General features: G+C 71.6%; 14 protein-coding genes and 1 pseudogene. 8 read left to right on the top strand and 7 right to left on the bottom strand.

Features of this window, described 5'->3' with window-relative positions:
- Positions 1-11 precede the first annotated feature (11 nt).
- Positions 12-767 (bottom strand): AraC family transcriptional regulator, encoded by a 756-nt coding sequence (locus B1L07_15650; protein ID AUZ56273.1) that lies wholly within the window; start codon positions 765-767, stop codon positions 12-14.
- 162 nt (positions 768-929) lie between these two features.
- On the opposite strand from B1L07_15650, the gene B1L07_15645 reads away from it, so the two are divergent.
- The 8 genes from B1L07_15645 (at position 930) to B1L07_15610 (ending at position 10688) form a co-directional block, all read left to right on the top strand.
- A complete protein-coding gene (locus B1L07_15645; protein AUZ56652.1) occupies positions 930-1874 on the top strand; it encodes a hydroxyproline-2-epimerase in 945 nt (314 codons plus the stop codon).
- Between the two features lie 5 nt (positions 1875-1879).
- Entirely contained in the window at positions 1880-2989 is a 1110-nt protein-coding gene (locus tag B1L07_15640) for a D-amino-acid oxidase (protein AUZ56653.1), read from the top strand.
- Positions 2986-3228: a (2Fe-2S)-binding protein gene (locus tag B1L07_15635; protein ID AUZ56272.1), complete on the top strand. Its 243-nt coding sequence runs from the start codon at positions 2986-2988 to the stop codon at positions 3226-3228. Before B1L07_15640 ends, B1L07_15635 begins: the two co-directional genes overlap by 4 nt.
- Positions 3225-4529: an oxidoreductase gene (locus tag B1L07_15630; protein AUZ56271.1), complete on the top strand. Its 1305-nt coding sequence runs from the start codon at positions 3225-3227 to the stop codon at positions 4527-4529. Before B1L07_15635 ends, B1L07_15630 begins: the two co-directional genes overlap by 4 nt.
- The gene (locus tag B1L07_15625; GenBank protein ID AUZ56270.1) at positions 4526-5428 is read left to right on the top strand and encodes a dihydrodipicolinate synthase family protein; all 903 of its coding nucleotides are present in this window, start codon (positions 4526-4528) and stop codon (positions 5426-5428) included. The genes B1L07_15630 and B1L07_15625 overlap by 4 nt, the downstream gene beginning before the upstream one ends.
- 1 nt (position 5429) lies before the next feature.
- On the top strand, positions 5430-7022 hold the full coding sequence (locus B1L07_15620) for a ketoglutarate semialdehyde dehydrogenase (GenBank protein AUZ56269.1): 1593 nt from the start codon (positions 5430-5432) through the stop codon (positions 7020-7022).
- The gene (locus B1L07_15615) at positions 7019-8224 is read left to right on the top strand and encodes an X-Pro dipeptidase (protein ID AUZ56268.1); all 1206 of its coding nucleotides are present in this window, start codon (positions 7019-7021) and stop codon (positions 8222-8224) included. Before B1L07_15620 ends, B1L07_15615 begins: the two co-directional genes overlap by 4 nt.
- 196 nt (positions 8225-8420) lie before the next feature.
- Positions 8421-10688 (top strand): S9 family peptidase, encoded by a 2268-nt coding sequence (locus tag B1L07_15610; GenBank protein AUZ56651.1) that lies wholly within the window; start codon positions 8421-8423, stop codon positions 10686-10688.
- Between the two features lie 520 nt (positions 10689-11208).
- On the opposite strand, the gene B1L07_15605 is transcribed toward B1L07_15610, so the two are convergent.
- From B1L07_15605 to B1L07_15580, 6 genes and pseudogenes are all read right to left on the bottom strand, one after another.
- Positions 11209-13599: a hypothetical protein gene (locus B1L07_15605; protein AUZ56267.1), complete on the bottom strand. Its 2391-nt coding sequence runs from the start codon at positions 13597-13599 to the stop codon at positions 11209-11211.
- Positions 13596-13991, bottom strand: coding sequence for a hypothetical protein (locus B1L07_15600; protein AUZ56266.1), 396 nt, complete (start codon positions 13989-13991; stop codon positions 13596-13598). Before B1L07_15600 ends, B1L07_15605 begins: the two co-directional genes overlap by 4 nt.
- A gap of 257 nt (positions 13992-14248) precedes the next feature.
- Positions 14249-15085, bottom strand: coding sequence for an acid phosphatase (locus B1L07_15595; protein ID AUZ56265.1), 837 nt, complete (start codon positions 15083-15085; stop codon positions 14249-14251).
- Positions 15086-15092: 7 nt separating this feature from the next.
- Positions 15093-16048, bottom strand: a pseudogene (locus tag B1L07_15590) (transaldolase).
- A gap of 13 nt (positions 16049-16061) precedes the next feature.
- On the bottom strand, positions 16062-17255 hold the full coding sequence (locus B1L07_15585) for a CoA transferase (GenBank protein ID AUZ56264.1): 1194 nt from the start codon (positions 17253-17255) through the stop codon (positions 16062-16064).
- Between the two features lie 114 nt (positions 17256-17369).
- Positions 17370-19175: a hypothetical protein gene (locus B1L07_15580; GenBank protein AUZ56650.1), complete on the bottom strand. Its 1806-nt coding sequence runs from the start codon at positions 19173-19175 to the stop codon at positions 17370-17372.
- Between the last annotated feature and the right edge of the window lie 31 nt (positions 19176-19206).

The raw sequence follows: 19206 nt of genomic DNA, 5'->3' as shown, positions 1-19206 counted from the left end.
GGCGGTCCGCGCTAGCCGCGCCGGCGCAGCGGCTCGACCGCGTCAGCCGCCTCGCCGCCGTCGAACACGTCCTCCAGGTTGCGGTACTCGCTGGGCGTCATGCCGACGGTGGCCTTGAACTGGCGCGCGAACGCGCTCTGGTCGCTGAAGCCGCAGCGCTGGCCGATGCCGGCGATGCTGCCGGGCTCGCGCAGCAGGCGCATGGCCATCTCGATGCGCAGCTTGATCAGGTACTGCTGCGGGGTGAGCTGGAACACGTGGCGGAAATGCCGTTCCAGCTGTGCCAGCGACATGCCGGCCAGCTCCGCCAGCTGCGGCGCGCGCAGGTTGGATTCGAAATGTTCCTGCATGTGCGCCACCACCCGGTCGAGCTGGGCGAAGGCCGAGTGGCGGCTGTTGGGCCGGCCGAGATCGCGGGAAACGCCCATCAGCCCGCAGATCACGCCATCGCGGAACAGCGGCCGCTTGACGGTCAGGCACCAGCCGGGGCGGCGGTTCGGATACAGGTGCACTTCCAGGCGGTCGGCGATGGGATCGCCGGCCAGCACCTGCCGGTCCTGCAGCAGGTAGCGGTTGCCCAGCGGCGCTGGGAACACTTCCAGCGGCGAGCGGCCGATGACCTCGCCGCGCTTCCTGCGGCCCAGCCGCTGCACCAGGGTGAGGTTGCAGTGCGTATAGCGCCCCTCGCGGTCCTTCACGAAGAACACGGTATCCGGCAGCGCATCGAACAGGTGCTGTACTTCGCTTGAGGAATGCTGGGCGTCCATGGGCGTCGTCTTCGCGTTGGCGGTCGTCGGCGTGGCGTGCGGCCGATGCTAGCGCATGCTTCCACGCCGTGGCGCGGCGTTCATGGGGTTGTGCCGAATTCCGCATGAGGGCGCCGAATGCACTGCTATTCGGCCCTGCGGCCGCGGTGGGAGCATGTCCGCATGCACCGGATAGACATCATCGATTCGCATACCGCCGGCGAGCCCACCCGGGTCGTGCTCGGTGGCTTTCCCGACCTCGGTGGCGGCAGCCTGCGCCAGCGCCGCGAGCGCCTGGCCAGGGAATTCGACCATTGGCGCGCGGCGCTGGCCTGCGAGCCGCGCGGCTCGGACACCATGGTGGGCGCGCTGCTGCTGCCACCGGAAGATCCGTCGGCGTGCACCGGGGTGATCTTCTTCAACAACGTCGGCTGCCTGGGCATGTGCGGCCACGGCACCATCGGCGTGGTGCGCACCCTGGCCGAGCTGGGCCGTATCCAGCCCGGACGGCACCGCATCGAGACACCGGTGGGCATGGTCGGCGTTGAACTGTTCGACGATGGCCGCGTGGCGGTGGACAACGTGGAGAGCTGGCGCCACCTGCACGATGTGGCGGTGGACGTGCCCGGCCACGGCGTGGTGCGCGGCGACGTGGCCTGGGGCGGCAACTGGTTCTTCATCACCACGCAGGCGCCGTGCGCGCTGACCCTGGCCAACCAGCGCGAGCTGTCCGCCTATACCGAAGCGATCCGCCTGGCGCTGGAGCGCGACGGCATCACCGGCGCCGATGGCGCCATCGACCATGTCGAGGTCAACGCGGCCGCGCCCGACGGCAGCGGCGCCGCGCGCAACTTCGTGCTGTGCCCGGGCCTGGCCTACGACCGTTCGCCCTGCGGCACCGGCACCAGCGCCAAGCTGGCCTGCCTGGCCGCCGACGGCAAGCTGGCCGAAGGCGCGAGCTGGGTGCAGCAGGGCATCCTCGGCAGCGCGTTCGAGGCCTCCTACCGGCGGGGCGCGCGCGGCATCCTGCCGCGGATCATCGGCCAGGCCTGGATCACCGCCCGCGCGACCCTGCTGATCGATGATGCCGATCCGTTCGCCTGGGGCATCGGCAGCCAGGCGCCGTGAGCGGAATCAGCCGCCACGATCTGATCGTCATCGGCGCCGGCATCGTCGGCGCCGCCTGCGCCGAAGCCGCGGTCGCCGCGGGGCTGCGCGTGGCGGTGGTCGAAAGCGGCGCCATCGGCGGCGGCGCCAGTGCCGCGGCGATGGGCCACCTGGTGGCGATGGATGGCGACCCGCACGAACTGGCGCTGTGCGTGTACTCGCTGGGGCTGTGGCAGCGCTGGGCACCGTGGCCGGAGAGCGAACACCAGCGCTGCGGCACGCTGTGGGTGGCGCGCGAGGAAGCGGAACTGGAAGGCGTCGCCGCGCGCGTGGAAGCGTTGGCGGCTGCGGGGGTACGCGCGGAGGCACTCGACGCGCGCGGCGTGCAGGCGTTGGAACCGGCGCTCGCCGCCGGCATGAAAGGCGGCATGCGCGTGGTCGACGACGCGGTGGTGTACCCGCCGCGCGTGGCCTGGCGCCTGATCGAGGAGGCTCGCGGCGCCGGCGCGCAGCTGTTCATCGGCACGCGCGCCGAACGCCTGGTCGACGGCGGCGTGCGCCTGGCCGACGGCCGCGAGCTGCGGGGGCCAGTGCTGGTGGCCACCGGCGTGGCCGTGCCGGAACTGCTGCCGGAACTGCCGATGCGCCCGCGCAAGGGCCAGCTGGTGATCACCGAACGCCATCGGCCGCTGCTGCGCCACCAGCTGATCGAAATGGGCTACGCCGCCGCCGCGCATGCTGCGGACGCGGCCAGCGTGTCGTTCAACGTGCAGCCGCGGCCCAACGGCCAGCTGCTGATCGGTTCCTCGCGCGAGTACGACGCCACCGGCACGGAGATCTCGCTGCCGCTGCTGCGGCGCATGCTGCAGCGGGCCATCGGCTTCGTGCCGGCGCTGCGCGAGGTGCGCGCGCTGCGCAGCTGGTGCGGCTTCCGCCCGGCCACCGCTGATGGCCTGCCGTATCTCGGCCCGGTGCCGGGCCGCCGCGACGTGTGGGTGGCCGCCGGCCATGAGGGCCTGGGCATTACCGCGGCGCCGGGCAGCGCGCGGCTGGTGATCGACACCCTGCTCGGGCGCGCGCCGGCCCTGCCGCTGGCGCCCTACCTGCCGGAACGCGCGCTGCGGGGCAACACATGAACGGCATCATCCTGAGCGTCGACGGCGTGCCGGTGGAAGTGCCTGATGGCGCCAGCGTGGCCGCCGCGGTCGCGCATCGCGGGCCGATCTTCCGCCGTTCGCCCAGTGGCCAGCCGCGCGCGCCGCTGTGCGGCATGGGCGTGTGTTTCGAATGCCGGGTCCGCATCGACGGCATGGCCCAGCTGCGCGCCTGCATGGTGCTGGCGCGCGCGGGCATGCGCGTGGAGACGCAGTCATGAAGCAGCGGCGTTTCGATCTGCTGGTGGTGGGCGCGGGGCCGGCCGGCCTGGCCGCCGCGCATGCCGCCGCCCGGCGCGGGGCGAAGGTCGGGCTGGTGGACGCGCAGCCGCGCGCCGGCGGCCAGGTCTGGCGGCACGACCTGCGCTTCGGCGCGCCGGCGGTGGCGCGCGCGCAGATCGAGCGTCTCGGCGCTGCCGGCATCGAATGGCTGCCCGGGCATGAAGTGGTCCTGGCCCACGACCATGCCGTGGTCGCCGACCATGCCGACGGTGCGGTGGCGCTGCACTGGCGCAAGCTGGTGATCGCCACCGGCGCGCGCGAACTGATGTTGCCGTTCCCCGGCTGGACGCTGCCCGGCGTGACCGGTGCCGGCGGCCTGCAGGCGCTGGCCAAGCAGGGCTGGCCGCTGGCCGGCAAGCGCGTGGTGGTGGCCGGTACCGGCCCGCTGCTGCTGGCGGCCGCAGTGACGCTGCGCCGCCATGGCGCGCGCGTGCTCGGCATTCACGAACAGGCGCGCAGGAGCATGCTGTATGCGTTCGCGCGGCGGCTGTGGCGCTGGCCGGCACGGCTGGCGCAGGCGGTGGAGCTGCGCGCGCGCCTGGCCGGCGTGCCGTGGCACGCCGGCAGCACGGTGCTGGCCGCGCAGGGCGATGACCGGCTGCGTGCGGTCGAGGTGGACCGCGGTCACGGCCGTGAATGGATCGAATGCGAACAGCTGGCGGTCGGCTGGGGGCTGGTGCCGAACGTCGAACTGGCACGCCTGCTGGACTGCGAGCTGGACAGCGCGGCCGCGCATCCGCGGGTGCGCGTCGATGCGCGCCTGCGCAGCAGCCAGGCCGACATCCACGCCGCCGGCGAGGCCCTGGGCGTCGGCGGGCGCGACTGCGCGCGCATCGAAGGCGCGATGGCGGCCTGCTTCGCGCTCGGTGACGAGCGTGGCGGCGAAGCCCTGCGTGCGCGCCGCGACCGCGAGCGTGCCTATGCAACCCTGCTGCACGAACATTTCGCGCCCGATGCATGCGCCCGCGCGCTGGCGGCAGCGGACACCCTGGCCTGCCGCTGCGAGGACGTGCCGATGTCCGCCGTGCGCACGCACGCCGACCCGCGCCAGCTGCGGCTGGTCACGCGCTGCGGCATGGGCGCCTGCCAGGGCCGCGTCTGCGGCGCCGCGCTGCGCGAACTGCGGCTGGCCTCGCCCTCCCTCTCCCCCACCGCCATACGGCCGCCGCTGACTCCAGTCGCGCTGGCCGCACTGGCCGATGTTCCCTCCGACGAACCCGAACAAGGTAAAGAAAGATGAGCAATGCAGGTTTCTGGCGCGGCGTGCTGCCGGCCATCACCACGCCCTTCACCGCCAGCGGCGCGGTCGACCACGCCTTCCTGGCCGAGCACGCCAAACGCATGCTCGCCGCCGGCTGCAGCGGCATCGTGCCGCTGGGCTCGCTGGGCGAGAGCGCCACGCTCAGCTTCGAGGAGAAGATCGCCATCGTGCGCACCCTGGTGGCGGCCGTGGAAGGGCGCGTGCCGGTGGTGGCCGGCATCGCCGCGCTGTCCACCGACGAGGGCGTGGCGCTGGTGCAGGCGGTCAAGGCCGCCGGCGCCGGCGGCGTGATGGTGCTGCCGCCCTACGTGTACTCCAGCGACGCGCACGAGATGGGTACCTACATCCGCACCATCCTCGCCGCCACCGACCTGCCGGTGCTGCTGTACAACAACCCCATCGCCTACCGCACCGACTTCAGCCCGGCGCAGATCGCGCAGTTCGCCGCCGAGTTCCCGCACGTGCAGGCGGTCAAGGAATCCTCCGGCGACGTGCGCCGCCTGGCCGCGATCCGCGAGCTGATCGGCGACCGCCTGGTGCTGCTGGTGGGCGTGGACGACCTGATCGTCGAAGGCATCGCGATGGGTGCCGAAGGCTGGATCGCCGGCACCGTCAACGCCTTCCCGGAAGAAGCGGTGCGGCTGTTCGAGCAGGCGCGCAGCGGCGGCTACGCGGCCGCGCGCGAGCTGTACGAATGGTCGCTGCCGCTGCTGCGCATGGATACGGTTCCCAAGTTCGTGCAGTTGATCAAGCTGATGCAGGCCCGCGTCGGCCTGGGCAGCGAGCGCGTGCGCGGACCGCGGCTGGTGGTGGAGGGCGTGGAGCGCGAACAGGCGTTGGCGCTGATCGACCACGCCATCGCCACCCGGAAGCGCTGAGGTGGAGACGCTCGCGCCCGTGTTCATCGGCGGCCGCTGGCGGAGCGCGGGGGACTGCACCGGCAGCTTCCACGCGTTCGATCCGGCCAGCGGACAGGCCATCGGGCCGGCATTCCCGCGCAGCGGCGCGGCCGACGTGGAACAGGCGCTGGCCGCGGCCAGCGCCGCCGCGCCGGTGCTGGCCGCCACTGACCCGGAACGCATCGCCGCCTTTCTCGACGCCTACGCCGCTGCGCTGGAGGCCGACGCCGACAGGCTGGTGCAGCTGGCGCAGGCGGAAACCGGGCTGCCGGCCGTGCCGCGGCTGCACGGCAACGAACTGCCGCGCACCTGCGATCAGCTGCGCCAGGCCGCCGCCGCCGCCCGCGGCCGCAGCTGGACGCAGCCGGTGATCGACACCGCCGCCGGCCTGCGCGCGCACCACGCGCCACTGGGCAAGGCGGTGCTGGTGTTCGGGCCGAACAACTTTCCGTTCGCCTTCAATGCCGTGTCCGGCGGCGACTTCGCCGCGGCCATCGCCGCGCGCAATCCGGTGATCGCCAAGGCGCATCCCGCGCATCCGGCCACCAGCCAGTGCCTGGCCGGCCACGCGCAGCGCGCCGCCGAGGCCGCCGGCCTGCCGCCGGCCACGGTGCAGCTGCTGTACGACGTCGAGCCGGCGCTGGGCCTGGCGCTGGCCGGCGACGCGCGGCTGGGCGCGGTCGCCTTCACCGGCAGCCGCACGGCGGGCCTGGCCCTGAAGCAGGCCGCCGACGCCGCCGGCATTCCTTTCTTCGGCGAGTTGTCCAGCCTCAATCCGGTGTTCCTGCTGCCCGGTGCGCTGGCCGAGCGCGGGCCGGCACTGGCCGAGGAGTTCAGTAGCTCGTGCCTGCTTGGCAGCGGCCAGTTCTGTACCAACCCGGGGCTGGTGATCGTGCCGGAAGGCGCGGCCGGCGATGCCTTCGTCGCCGACGTGCAGTCGCGCTTCGCCGCGACCGCACCGCTGCTGCTGCTGTCGCAAGGCGTGCTGGCCTCGCTGCGGCAGGCGATCGCCGTGCTGCGCGACGCGGGCGCGCGGCTGCTGTGCGGTGGCGAGGCGGGCGATGCCGGATTCCGCCATGCACCCACGCTGTTGACGGTACGCGCGGAGCAGTTCCTCGCCGATCCGCGGCGCTTCCAGTCCGAGGCCTTCGGGCCGTGCAGCCTGCTGGTGCGCGTGGCCGGTGCCGCGCAGATGCAGGCCATCGCCGCGACCCTGGAGGGCCAGCTCACCGCCACGCTGTACCGCGCCGCCGATGGCAGCGACGATGCCGCGTGGCAGCCGCTCGCCGCCACGCTGCGGCCGCGCGTGGGCCGGCTGATCGCCGACCGCATGCCCACCGGCGTGCGGGTCAGCCCGGCGCAGCAGCACGGCGGTCCGTTCCCGGCTTCGACCCAGCCCGGCTTCACCGCGGTCGGCCTGCCGGCGGCGATCCTGCGTTTCACCGCGCTGCAGGCATACGACAATGTGCCCGATGCGCTGCTGCCGCCCGAACTGCGCGACCGCAACCCGGGTGGCCTGCCGCGCTGGATCGACCAGCACTGCACCACCGCGGATATCGGAGCCACGCCATGACCACGCAGATCGGACACCTCACCCTGGAACAGGCGCGCGCGCAGCTGGCGCCGTGGCCGCACCGCGCCGCGCCCATCAGCGACGCCGAGCACGCGCAGCGGCTGGAACGCGCGCGCGGCTTGATGCGCGCGCAGGGCGTGGACGCGCTGCTGGTCACCGCCGGCACCTCGCTGCGCTGGTTCGCCGGCGTGCCGTGGGGAGGCAGCGAGCGGCTGGTGGCGATGCTGCTTACCCTGCAAGGCGAGCCATTGATGGTCTGCCCGGTGTTCGAGGAAGGTTCGCTGGACGCGGTGCTGCGCATCCCCGCCGGCAAGCGCCTGTGGGAAGAACACGAGGACCCGCATGCATGGGTGGCCCAGGCCATGGCCGAGCGCGGCGCGCACACGCTGGCACTGGACCCGGAAGCGCCGTACCGCGTGCAGGTGGGCCTGGCCGCGCACCTGGGTGCCACGGCGATCAGCTCGGCCGCGGCGATCATCGACGGCTGCCGCATGTGCAAGTCCCCGGCCGAACTGGCGCTGATGCAGCAGGCCTGCGACATGACCCTGCAGGTGCAGCGGCTGGCCGCCGGCATCGCCCGCGAGGGCATCGGCACCGACGAACTGGTGCGCTTCATCGACGAGGCGCACCGCGCGCTCGGTGCCGATGGCGGCTCGACCTTCTGCATCGTGCAGTTCGGCCACGCCACCGCCTTCCCGCACGGCATTCCCGGCGTGCAGCACCTGCGCCGCGGCGAGCTGGTGCTGATCGACACCGGCTGCAGCGTGCAGGGCTACAACTCCGACGTCACCCGCACCTGGATCTTCGGCGAGGCCGACGCGCAGCAACGGCGCATCTGGGACCTGGAGCGCGCCGCGCAGCAGGCCGCGTTCGACGCGGTGCGTCCCGGCGTGACCTGCGAGGCGGTGGACCAGGCCGCGCGCGACGTGCTGGAAGCGGCCGGGCTCGGGCCGGACTACCGCCTGCCCGGCCTGCCGCACCGCACCGGCCACGGCTGCGGGCTGGCGATACACGAGGCGCCGTACCTGGTGCGCGGCAACCGCCTGCCGCTGGCACCGGGCATGTGCTGCAGCAACGAACCGATGATCGTGGTGCCGGGCCGGTTCGGCGTGCGCCTGGAAGACCACTTCCATGTCACCGCCGACGGCGCGCAGTGGTTCACGCCGCCGTCGGTGGCCATCGACCAGCCGTTCGCCGATTGACGCCAGGTGGGAGCGCCGCTTCCCCAATGCGAACCGCGGGGGTGCGCGCCGCGGGCGCGGACCGGGGTGCGTAGCGGGGCAGGGCGCCTTCCCCGACAAGGACAGCGCAGTACACCAAGGGAAACGACGCATGCTTCATTTCGCAGATCTTCGCCGCCACGCCTTCGCCTGCCTGCTGGCACTGTCCTGCACCGCCATGCCGCCCTCGGCGCAGGCCTCTCCGCCCGACGCGCCGGATGAGGCCGCCTACCGGCGTTCGCTGCAGCTGCGCGAGCAGTGGATGTACCTGACCACCGGCCTGGCCGGCCCGGCCACCTGGATCGACGGCGAGCGCTACCGCTACCGGCGCACCGCGCCGGGCGGTTTCGAATTCGTGGTGCGCCGGCTGGGGCAGGCGCAGGCACAGGCCGCGTTCGATCAGGCACGGCTGGCCACCGCGCTGGCGCCGCTGCTCGGCCGCGCGGTGGACGGCCGGCGCCTGCCGTTCGCCGACTACGAGATGGACAAGGACGGCCAGGCGCTGCGCGCCTGGATGGACGACGGCTGGGTGCGCTGCGAACTGGGCGGCGAATACCGCTGCGCGCGCTGGAGCGAACCGGGCCCGTCGCCGCGGCCGCGCGCCTGGGGCGTGGTGCGCGATCTTTCGGTGGCGGCCGACGCTACGCCGCGGCGCTCGCCCGACGGGCGCATGGAGGCCTTCGTGCGCGACGGCAGCGTGCTGCTGCGCACGCTGGCCGATGGCAGCAGCAAGGTGCTGGCGCGCGACGGCACCGACAACGATTTCTACGACCCGGAGAGCATCACCTGGTCGCCCGACTCCAGCCGCTTCATGGTGCTGCGGGTAAGGCCCGGCGATGCGCGCCGGGTGACGCGGGTGGAAACCGCGCCGCGCCACCAGGTGCAGCCGGGCGTGCGCACCCAGCTGTACCCCAAGCCCGGCGATGCGGTGGACAGCGACCGCCCGGTGATCTTCGAGGTCGCCAGCGGCCGCCGCATCGACGTGCCGACCACGCTGTTTCCCAACCCCTACGAGATCAGCGCGCCGCAGTTCCGCGCCGATGGCCGCACCCTGGCGTTCCGCTACACCGAGCGCGGCTTCCAGCGCGTGCGCCTGATCGAGGTGGACGCGCATACCGGCGCCGCGCGCAACGTGGCGGAGGAACGCAGCGACACTTTCGTCAACAGCTGGTGGCACCGTGCCGATTTCCACGACGTGGGTGGGCGCGGCGAGCGCATCGTGTGGATGTCCGAGCGCGACGGCTGGAACCACCTGTACATGGTCGACGGCCGCAGCGGCCGCCTGCGCCAGCTCACGCGCGGGCCGTGGGTGGTGCGGCAGATCGTCAAGGTGGACGAGCAGCGCGGCCAGATCTGGTTCGCCGGCAACGGCCGCGAGCCGGGCGACCCCTACCTGCAGCACTTCTACCGCGTCGACTTCGACGGCGGCAACCTGCGCCACATGACCCCGGGCGATGGCTGGCACGAACTGAGCCTGTCGCCGGACATGAACCACTACGTCGATACGTATTCGCGGCTGGACCGGCCCAACGTCACCGAGTTGCGTGATGCACGCGACGGGCGCCTGCTGGACACGCTCGAACGCGGCGACGCCGGCGCACTGTTCGCCGCCGGCTACAGACCGCCGGAAACCTTCAGCGCGCCGGGACGCGACGGGCGGACGCCGATCTGGGGCCTGGTCGTGCGGCCCACGCACTACGACCCGTCGCGCCGCTATCCGGTGATCGAGAGCATCTACGCCGGCCCGCACGATTCGCACGTGCAGAAGAAGTTCTGGCCATTCGACAGCCAGTCCAGCAACGAGCGCCTGATCGGCGCGCAGGCGCTGGCCGACCTGGGCTTCATCGTCGTGCAGATCGACGGCATGGGCACGATGAACCGCTCCAAGGCCTTCCACGACGTGGCCTGGAAGAACCTGGGTGATGCTGGCTTCGCCGACCGCATCGCCTGGCACCGGGCACTGGCCGCGCGCGACCCGTCCTACGACATCAGCGGCGGCGTGGGCATCTACGGCGCCTCGGCCGGCGGCCAGAACGCGCTCAACGCGCTGGAATTCCACCCGCACTTCTACACCGTGGCGGTGGCCTACAACGGCTGCTATGACAACCGCATGGACAAGCTCAGCTGGAACGAGCAGTGGATGGGCTGGCCGGTGGACGACAGCTACGCGCGCGCCTCGGGCGTGGACAACGCGCACCGGCTGCGCGGCCAGCTGCTGTTGATCGTCGGCGAGCAGGACGAGAACGTCGACCCGGCCTCGACCTACCAGGTGGCCGATGCGCTGATCCGTGCCGGCAAGGACTTCGACCTGCTCACCGTGCCCGGCACCGGCCACGGCGTGGGCCGCTCGCAGGAGCCCATCGACTACATCCAGCGCCGCAAGTTCGACTTCTTCGTGCGCCACCTGCTGAAGCGGCCGACGCCGGACTGGAACGCCCGCGACTGAGTCCGATTCCGCTTTCCCGCGGTGGCACTCGCCACCCCCGGCACGCGCCCGCAATCCCTTTCCCTGCGCGGGAGGGGCGCGCGCATTGGCGCATCGGCGCATTGGTGCGTTGACCGCGCGGCGCGCGCTGGAGCCGCGATGGCGTGGCGCTAAACCCCCTGCGGCGCCGGCAGGACGTGGACCACCTGTCGGCCATGCGCAGCCGCAATGCGGCCATGGCGGCGCCGGCGGCGGGCCGTTCCCGCGGCGGCTGTGCCACGAGCAGGGCCGCAACGCGATGCGCGGCGACAGCATCGGGCTGCAGGTGCGCTGCGGCGCGCGGGGCGCACGCATGCCGATGTCCGGCGGGAACGACGGCCCGGCGTGGACCTGACCAGCGACGCGCGCTGGCGCCGGCCGGCACCGCGCAGCCCGATGATCTGCACCGACGGCCGCGCCGTGGCCCTGCATGAACGGCAACGGCCACCGTGACCTTGCCGTGTCACGGTGGCCGTGGTGCCGGGCATGCCCGGATGGAAGTTCAGAGCCGGTATTCGATGGTCATGAAGTACTCGGTGCCGGCCGGGTTGTACTTGCTGATGTCCGCGTACGGCCACCATTTCTCCGACGCATGGCGCCAGGGCTTCTTGTCCAGCACGTTGACCACGGCCAGGTTGAGGGAGAGCGCTTCGGTGGCGCGGTAGCCCAGCGACAGGTTCACCGTGGTCCATGGCTTGAAGCGTTCATACGCGTCGGCCCAGCGTACCGGCGAGGAACCGAGCCGGTTGATGTGCACGTAGCTGGACACGCGCCTGTAGTCCCAGCCCACGGTCATGTTGGAGCGGGTACGGAATTCGTTGTTCCACTGTCGGTCGCGGATGTTCTCGACTGCGTCCTCGGGCAGGTAGCGGCTGAGCGTCTTGAGGATGTGGGTATAGCCGATGCGCGCCGAGAAGCGGCCCCAGCGCTCGGTCGGCAGGCTCGAGTTCCAGGTCATGTCCACGCCGTCCTGGCGGTACATGCCGGTGTTGAACGGGCTGGTGATGACCGACTGCACGCCGTCGCCGCGGCCACCGCGCTGCACGCGCGCCAGCATGGTCTGGCACTTGGGCGAGCCGGGGTCCACGTCGCGGCCCTGGATGTCGTAGCCCAGCGTGCATTCGGCGGCATAGCGCAGCACGGCGTCGGCACCGATGACCCCGACCTGGTCGTTCAGTTCGACGCTGTACCAGTCCAGGCTGAAGGAGTGGTTGGCGCCAAGCTGGGCGACCAGCCCGATGGTGTCGCTGGAGCCCTTCTCCTCGCGCAGCGCCGGGTCGCCTTCGGAGTACTGGCGGATCGACCCGGTGCCGTATTTCTCGCCGCAGCCCTGCCAGCTCGCGCCGCGCGCCAGGCCCTCGCCCTTCACGCAGGCCAGGTAGTCCACGCCGCTGGTATAGGACGAACTGCGCTCGGCGAACATCACATGCATGTCCGGGGCGCGGAACGAGGTGGCGCGGGAGGCACGCAGCAGCAGCCAGTCCGACGGCCGCCAGCTCAGGCCCGCCTGCCAGGTGAAGGCGCCGCCGACGTCGGACGCATCGTCGTAGTAGTCGTAGCGCGCGGCCAGCTTGGCGTCCCACTGGCCGAAACCGGAGCCGGCGGCCAGCAGCGGCACCGAGAACTCGGTGCCCAATGCGTAGTGGTTGCGCTTGCCCTGGCCGCGGATGCCGCTCCAGCCGTAGATCTCGCCATCGACGGTGGGCTGGTCGGTGATGAAACGGTAGGTGTCGCGATTGGCCTCGGCCACGGCGGCGAACGCCAGCGGCCCGGCCGGCAGTTCGAACAGCGCGCCGGACAGGTCGGCGGTGAACGCCTGCGAGGTGGAGCGGCCATCGCCGACCGAGGTGTACATCGCGTCGCGGAACTGTTCCGGGGTGAGCGTGCCGAAGAAGTCCAGCGCGCCGTTGGGCAGCAGGTTGCCGTCGAGCCGGTCCTTGCCGACCCGTACCCAGCGGCTGCCGGCCCAGGGGAACGACCAGTCGCGGCCCTGCTGCCCGAACAGCAGCGAAAGCATGGCCTGGTCATTGAAGCGGTCCACGCTGTCGCGGTAACGGTAGCGGCCATAGTTGTAGTTGAGGCTGTAGTCCAGCGAACCCACGGTGCCGCGGATGCCGGCGATCAGCACGTCGTTGTCTTCCTTGAACGACTGGTTGCTGCCGCTGAACTCGGAGTTGCGGAAGGTGCGGTAGACGTGCCGCCACGCCGTCGCGTCGGGCACCGGCGCCTGCATGTCCTCGACCACTTCGTAGTCCACCGCGAAGCCATAGCGGTACAAACCGGCGTCGGCGCGCGAGCGGGTCGACAGCGCGGTGGCATACAGCTCGTGGTCGCCGAGGCGGTGGCTGAGGTTGAGGAAGCCGAACAGGCGCCTGCGGCCGTTGCGCACGGTGTAGCTGTCGAAATCGTTGTCGCCGCAGTATTTCTCGCTGCCGTCGCCGGCCCAGCCCGGGCGCACCGCCTCGTAGCCCAGCGCGCCGCAGCGGTTGCCGATGTCCAGCAGGTCCCAGCCGGTGTCACGGTCCCAGAACGACATCACCTGGGTCGGCTCACGGTACGCGGGGTCGGGCGAGCGCTCGGGCGAGGCGAACCAGCTGCGCTGGTTGCCGCGGATCGGCCAGCGCTTGTCCCATTCCAGCCCGGCGCTGACGCGGGTGTCGCCAAACTCGAAGCCGGTGGTGAGCGTGGCGCGCTCGGAGCGGCCACCGCCATGCACGGTGTCGCCGTGCCGCCAGGACACGGTGGTGCCTTCGATCCGGTCCTTGAGGATGACATTGACCACGCCGGCCACCGCGTCCGACCCGTAGATGGCCGACGCGCCGCTGGTCAGGATCTCGACCCGGTCCACCGCCGAGGTCGGGATCATCGCCAGGTTGGTGACGTTGCCGCTCACGCCCCCGACGGCTTGGGTAGCACCGGGATGCGACGGCCGTTGAGCAGCACCAGCGTGTAGCCTGGCCCGAAGCCACGCAGGTTCAGCGCCTGCGCGTTGGCGTTGAAATTGTTGGTGCTTTCCTCGCCGACGAAGATGCCGGTGTTCATCGACAGGTTCGACAGCGCGTCGTAGACGTTGGCGAATCCCTGGTGCTCGAGATCCTGCGCGGTGACGACCAGCACCGGGTCGATGCCCTCGATCTCGGTGCGCTTGATGCGCGAACCCGTGACTTCCACCTTGTCCAGCGACGTGGTGGTGCTGCCGGTTGCTTCCTGCGCGATCGCCAGCGATGGCAGCAACGCCGCGGTGACGGCACAGGCGATGCGGCTGCGTTTCAGTGAAATCCTCATATCCCCTCCCCGAAATGTGTCGGCCGCGCATGCGTTGCATGCCACGGCAGAAAAAAGACGCAATGGCGCCTCTGCCATGGTCTTGAGTGCGGCGTGCCCGCCGATAGCACGAAACACGGAGCCCTGATGCGGAACTCCGCACAACGATTGCGGGCATCGGCGCGGGGGGCGCAAAAAAAAACGACCGTGCCATGGCGGCACGGTCGTGGCGATACCGGAGGGAGGGAGAGAGCGACCGGTAACCTAACCTGCAGTGATCAGTAAGCCGCGGCTGGCAGCGGCTGCGCCAGTGCCGCCGCGGTGGCCTCGCATCCGGCCACTGGCGCGGTGCCGCGCCGGCGTGCCATGGCCAGTTCCACGCGCGCCGCGTCCATGTCGCGGCGGAACCGCGGGTCGGCGTGCAGGCGTGCGACCACCGCCGATCCCATGAACCGCCCCGAGAGCACGTCGCTGTGCCAGTGCACGTTGCACACCAGCCGGCTTTCGCCATAGCTGCGGCCACGGGCGAGGATGGCGTCGCTGCGGTCCGGCGCCAGCTCGGCCAGGATCAGCGCCCAGGCCCAGCCGATGGACGTGTGGCCCGACGGATACGAGCCGTTCTCCGCCAGCCCGGCTTCCTTGTCCGGCGTGCAGGTAGGCTCGCCGTTGACCATGAACGGCCGCGTGCGGTTGTAGCGGTGCTTGGCGGCGTCGCTGACCACCGCCGCGTCGGTGCCGGTGCGGCGCAGCAGGCCGTACAGGCGCGGCGTGCCGGCTGCGTCGATGCGGGTGCCGATGGCGCAGGCGAAGATCGACGCGGCCTCGGGGAACTGCAGGTTGGCGTCGGCGATGGCCTGCTGCCAGCGTGGCGTGCCGCGCAGGGTACGGGCCTGGTTGACCTGTTCGTCCAGCGCGAACGCGGCCGAGCCCGGCGCGGGTGGCGGCGGCAGCAGGGCGATGCTGTCCGGCAGCTGCTCCGTCTCCAGATAGCCACGGGCGACGCCCGGACGGATCTCGGGCACCGCGGGGCGCGCGGCGGGCGTGGCGCAGGCGCTCGCCAGCAGGGACAGGCCGGTGGCGATCAGCAGCGGAAACGGATTGCGCAGCGTGCGCATGCCGGCCTCAGCCCAACCGCGCGGCGATGCGCTCGCGCAGCGCCTGCAGGTCCTTGGCGAAAGCGTCGATGCCGGTGGCCAGCTTCTCGGTGGCCATCGGGTCGGCGGCCATGTCCGCGTCGAACTTCGCCTGGTCGATCGGCGCGACGTGCACCGCCTCGGCGGCGCCCGGCACCAGCCTGCGCGGCAGCTCGCCCAGGTCGGCGTCGAGCTTTTCCAGCAGGTCCGGCGAGATGGTCAGGCGGTCGCAGCCGGCCAGCGCCTCGATCTGCGCGGTCGAGCGGAACGAGGCGCCCATCACCACCGTCGGCGAACCGCGGCGCTTGAACTCGGCGTACACCCGCGCACGAACCGCACGCCCGGGTCCTCGTCGATGCTGGCCGGCGCCTGGCCATGGGCCACGTACCAGTCCAGGATGCGGCCCACGAACGGCGAGATCAGGAACGCGCCGGCTTCCGAACAGGCCAGCGCCTGGGTCGGGTTGAAGATCAGCGTCAGGTTGCAGTCGATGCCCTCGGCCTGCAGCACGCGGGTGGCTTCCACCCCGGCCCAGGTGGCGGCGATCTTGATCAGCACCTTGTCGCGCGGCACGCCGGCCGCTTCGTACATGGCGATGAACTGGCGCGCCTTGGCGATGGTCGCGGCGGTGTCGTGGGCCTGGTCGGCATCGACCTCGGTGGAAACGCGGCCCGGCACCAGCGCGGCCAGCATCGTGCCCACGCCGATGGTCAGGCGGTCGACCACGGCCCTGGCGACCTCGGCGCGGTCGCCGGGCTGGGCGCGGCCCCATTCCAGTTCGCGTTCGATCAGCCCGGCGTACACCGGCAGGTCCAGCGCCTTGCGCACCAGCGTCGGGTTGGTGGTGCAGTCGACCGGGCGCAGACGCTTGATGGCGTCGTAGTCGCCGGTATCGGCGACCACGACGGACAGTTCACGCAGCTGGGCGAGCTTGGATCGGGTCATGGCGGGTTCCTGGTCAGGGCGTGGCGTCGTCGTCGGCGACACGCGCGAGCACCGCGGCGGTGTCCTGGTCGAACACCGGCGCGGCGAACGGCTGCGGGCCGGGGGTGCGGCCGAACACGATGGGGCGGGTGATGCCGCGGTAGCTGCCCAGCACCGGGTGCGGCAGCGTGGTGATCATTCCGCCGGCCTGCACCTGCGGGTGCTCGAACATGTCCTCGACCTTGCGCGCGGCCGCGCACGGCACGTCCTCGCCGAACAGCGCTTCCCATTCCAGCGCGCCGCGCGCGGCCAGCGCCGCATGCAGCCGCGCCAGCAGTTCGTCCGAGTGCGCGGCGCGCTTGCGCACGGTGTCGTAGCGCGGGTCCGTGGCCAGTTCCGGCAGCCCGGTCTTCTCGCACAGCGCCTGCCAGAAATGCGGCGTGTTGGCCGAGATGTAGAGCCAGCCGTCGGCGGTGGGATGGATGCCGGTGACGCCACCCGAGCGCATGTCGCGACCCACCGCCTCCGGTTCGCCTTCGGCCCAGATCATCCGAGCCGACTGCATGGTCAGCGCGCTGCGCAGCAGCGACACGCCCACGTACTGGCCTTCGCCGCTGCGTTCACGCTCGTACAGCGCCGAGGACACGCCCGCGGCCACCAGCGCGGCGGCGTAGTAGTCCACCACCGAGCCGTAGAGGATCTCCGGGGCACCGCCGGGCTTGCCCTGCATGGCGCACATCCCGGTCATGGTCTGCAGCACCTGGTCGTAGCCGGCCTTGTCGCGCAGCGGCCCGGTCTCGCCGTAGCCGGTGACCGCGCAGTACACCAGCCGCGGGTTGAGCCGCTGCAGGCTGTCGAAGTCGATGCCCAGCCGCGCCGGCACGTCCGGGCGGAAGTTGTGCACCAGCACGTCGGCCTCGCGCACCAGGCGCATCAGCACCGCGCGCTGGTCGGGCTGCTTCAGGTCCAGCACCACGCCGCGCTTGGAGCGGTTGACGCCCAGGAAGGCGCGGCTTTCCGCTTCCAGCGTGGACGGGTACTTGCGCAGGTTGTCGCCGGTTGGCGGCTCCACCTTGATCACTTCCGCGCCCTGGTCGGCCAGCAGCGTGCAGCCGTAGGGGCCGGCGATGTACGCGCTGAGATCGAGCACGCGTACGCCACTGAGCGGGCCGCTGGCGCCGTCGCGACGGGCGATGTCGAAGGGAGAGGGGCTGGGGCTTCCTGTCATGGGGTGCGCTCGATTCCTTGATTGCAGTTTCCTCCGCGTGGCCGGGAAGAAACATATCGTGCGGGTATTTTCAGCGAGGACTTAAAGCGGTGAATGGCCGCGGGGCCGGCGTCTTCACGGCGCCAGCGACAGCCAGGTCAGCCGCCAGACACCGTGCTCGCGCCCGCCGCAGCGGTAGTAGGGCTCGAACACCAGCGGCGCGCGGCAGTCCAGCCGCATCGTCACCGGCGCGCCTTCGCCCTGGTCGTCTCCGACCTGCAGCCAGTTCGACGGATCGCCGGCCGGCAACCGTACCGTCTCGTCGGTCTTGTAGCCGTCGATCAGCCCGGTGGCGTACACCAGCGGGCCGTAGGTCAGGCCGATGTATTCCCAGCGCAGCACCTCCTGCGCCACCGGCGAGCCATCCGGCGCGCGCGATTCCTGCACGTTGATGTTGGCCGCGCGCTGCAGCTGTGGCCGCAACGGCAGCACCACGCTGACCATGTCACCGGCCTGCCATTGCCGCCGCAGCAGCACGAAGCCGTCGGCACCCGCCTGCACCGGCACCTCGACGCCGTTGACCTGGATGCGCGCGCCCTCGGCCCAGCCGGGGATGCGCAGGCCGATGCCGAAGCTGGCGCGGTTTTCCGGTGTCACCCGCAGCGTGATCCGGCCATCGAACGGATAGCGCGTGTGCTGCTGCAGCGTCACCGCGCCGGCCTCCGGGTGCTGCAGGGTCGCCTGCCCGGCGCCGTACAGGTTGACCCGCAGGCTGCCGTCGGCGCTGGTGCCGTAGGCGACCTGCGGCAGTTCCTCCACCGCCATCGCGCCGGAGGACTTGCAGCAGCGCCAGTAGGTGGTGTGTACCCGCTTGCCGTTGGGGAAGGTGTAGTAGCACCAGTCCTCGCCATCGGGTGCCATCGCCGCCAGCAGGTCGTTGTAGGCGGTGCGTTCCAGTTCGTCGGCGTAACGCGCGTGGCCGGTGATCGCGAGCAGTTCGCGGTTCAGCTGCATCCATGCCAGCACCGAGCAGGTTTCCACGTAGGCCTGCGGGAAGAACGTGCGCGGCGCGTTGAACACTTCACGCGACCGGTGCGCCACGCCGCCCCACGGGCCGCCGCCCAGGGTGAGGTGATGGGCGCGGATGTTGTGCCACAGCGTATCGACCGCGACGCGGTACTCGTCCTTGCCGGTGGCCTTGTACAGCTTGGCCAGCCCGACCAGGTTCCAGCACAGCTGGTAGGCCTTGCCGGTGGCGATGAAGGCCGCGTCCTCGCCGGCCAGCGCCTTGTCCAGCAGCGCCAGGCGTGGGTTGGCGTTGGCCTGCTGCAGGATCTTCTCGGCCAGCGCCAGATAGCGGGGTTCGCCGGTGGCCAGGTACAGGTCGGCGGCCGGGTCCAGCAGCACCGTGGCGGACATGCCGTGGTGGTTGCCCAGCGTGGTGATGTCGATGCCCGATTCCAGCGCCTGCCAGCACAGGTCGGCGATGCGCCGCGCGGCCTGCAGGTAGCGGTCGTCGCGCAACGCGCGCCAGGTTTCCAGGAACCCCAGGATCAGGTAGCTGTGGGTCCAGATGTCCCAGGTGCGCAGCGCCGGCTCGCCGTTCCAGCTTTCCGGCCGCGGCGGCTGCGGCACGGTGAAGCGGCGGTCGGCGGCGTAATTGCCGAGGTAGCCGTCATCGTCCTGCTGGCTGACCAGCCAGTCGGCCACGCGGCGCAGGTTGGCCTGCAGCTGTGGCTGCCCGCCCTGCGCCACCGCGCGGGCGGTGGCGGAGAGCCATTTGCCGGCATGCTCGCCGTACCAATCGCCTTCCTGGTTCTGCTGCTTGTGCGCCTGGCCGAAGATGCGGATCGACGGGCTGTCCTCATCGACGATGAAGTGGCTCAGCCGGCCGCCGCGGTTGGCCGCCAGCATCTGCCCGAACAGGCCGTCGAGCCGCACCGCCGCGGGCGCGGCCAGCTGCTGGCCGCTG

The organism is Stenotrophomonas acidaminiphila (genome assembly GCA_002951995.1).
GTDB classification, from domain to species: Bacteria; Pseudomonadota; Gammaproteobacteria; order Xanthomonadales; family Xanthomonadaceae; genus Stenotrophomonas; species Stenotrophomonas acidaminiphila_A.
This window is presented reverse-complemented; position numbering and strand designations above follow the sequence as displayed.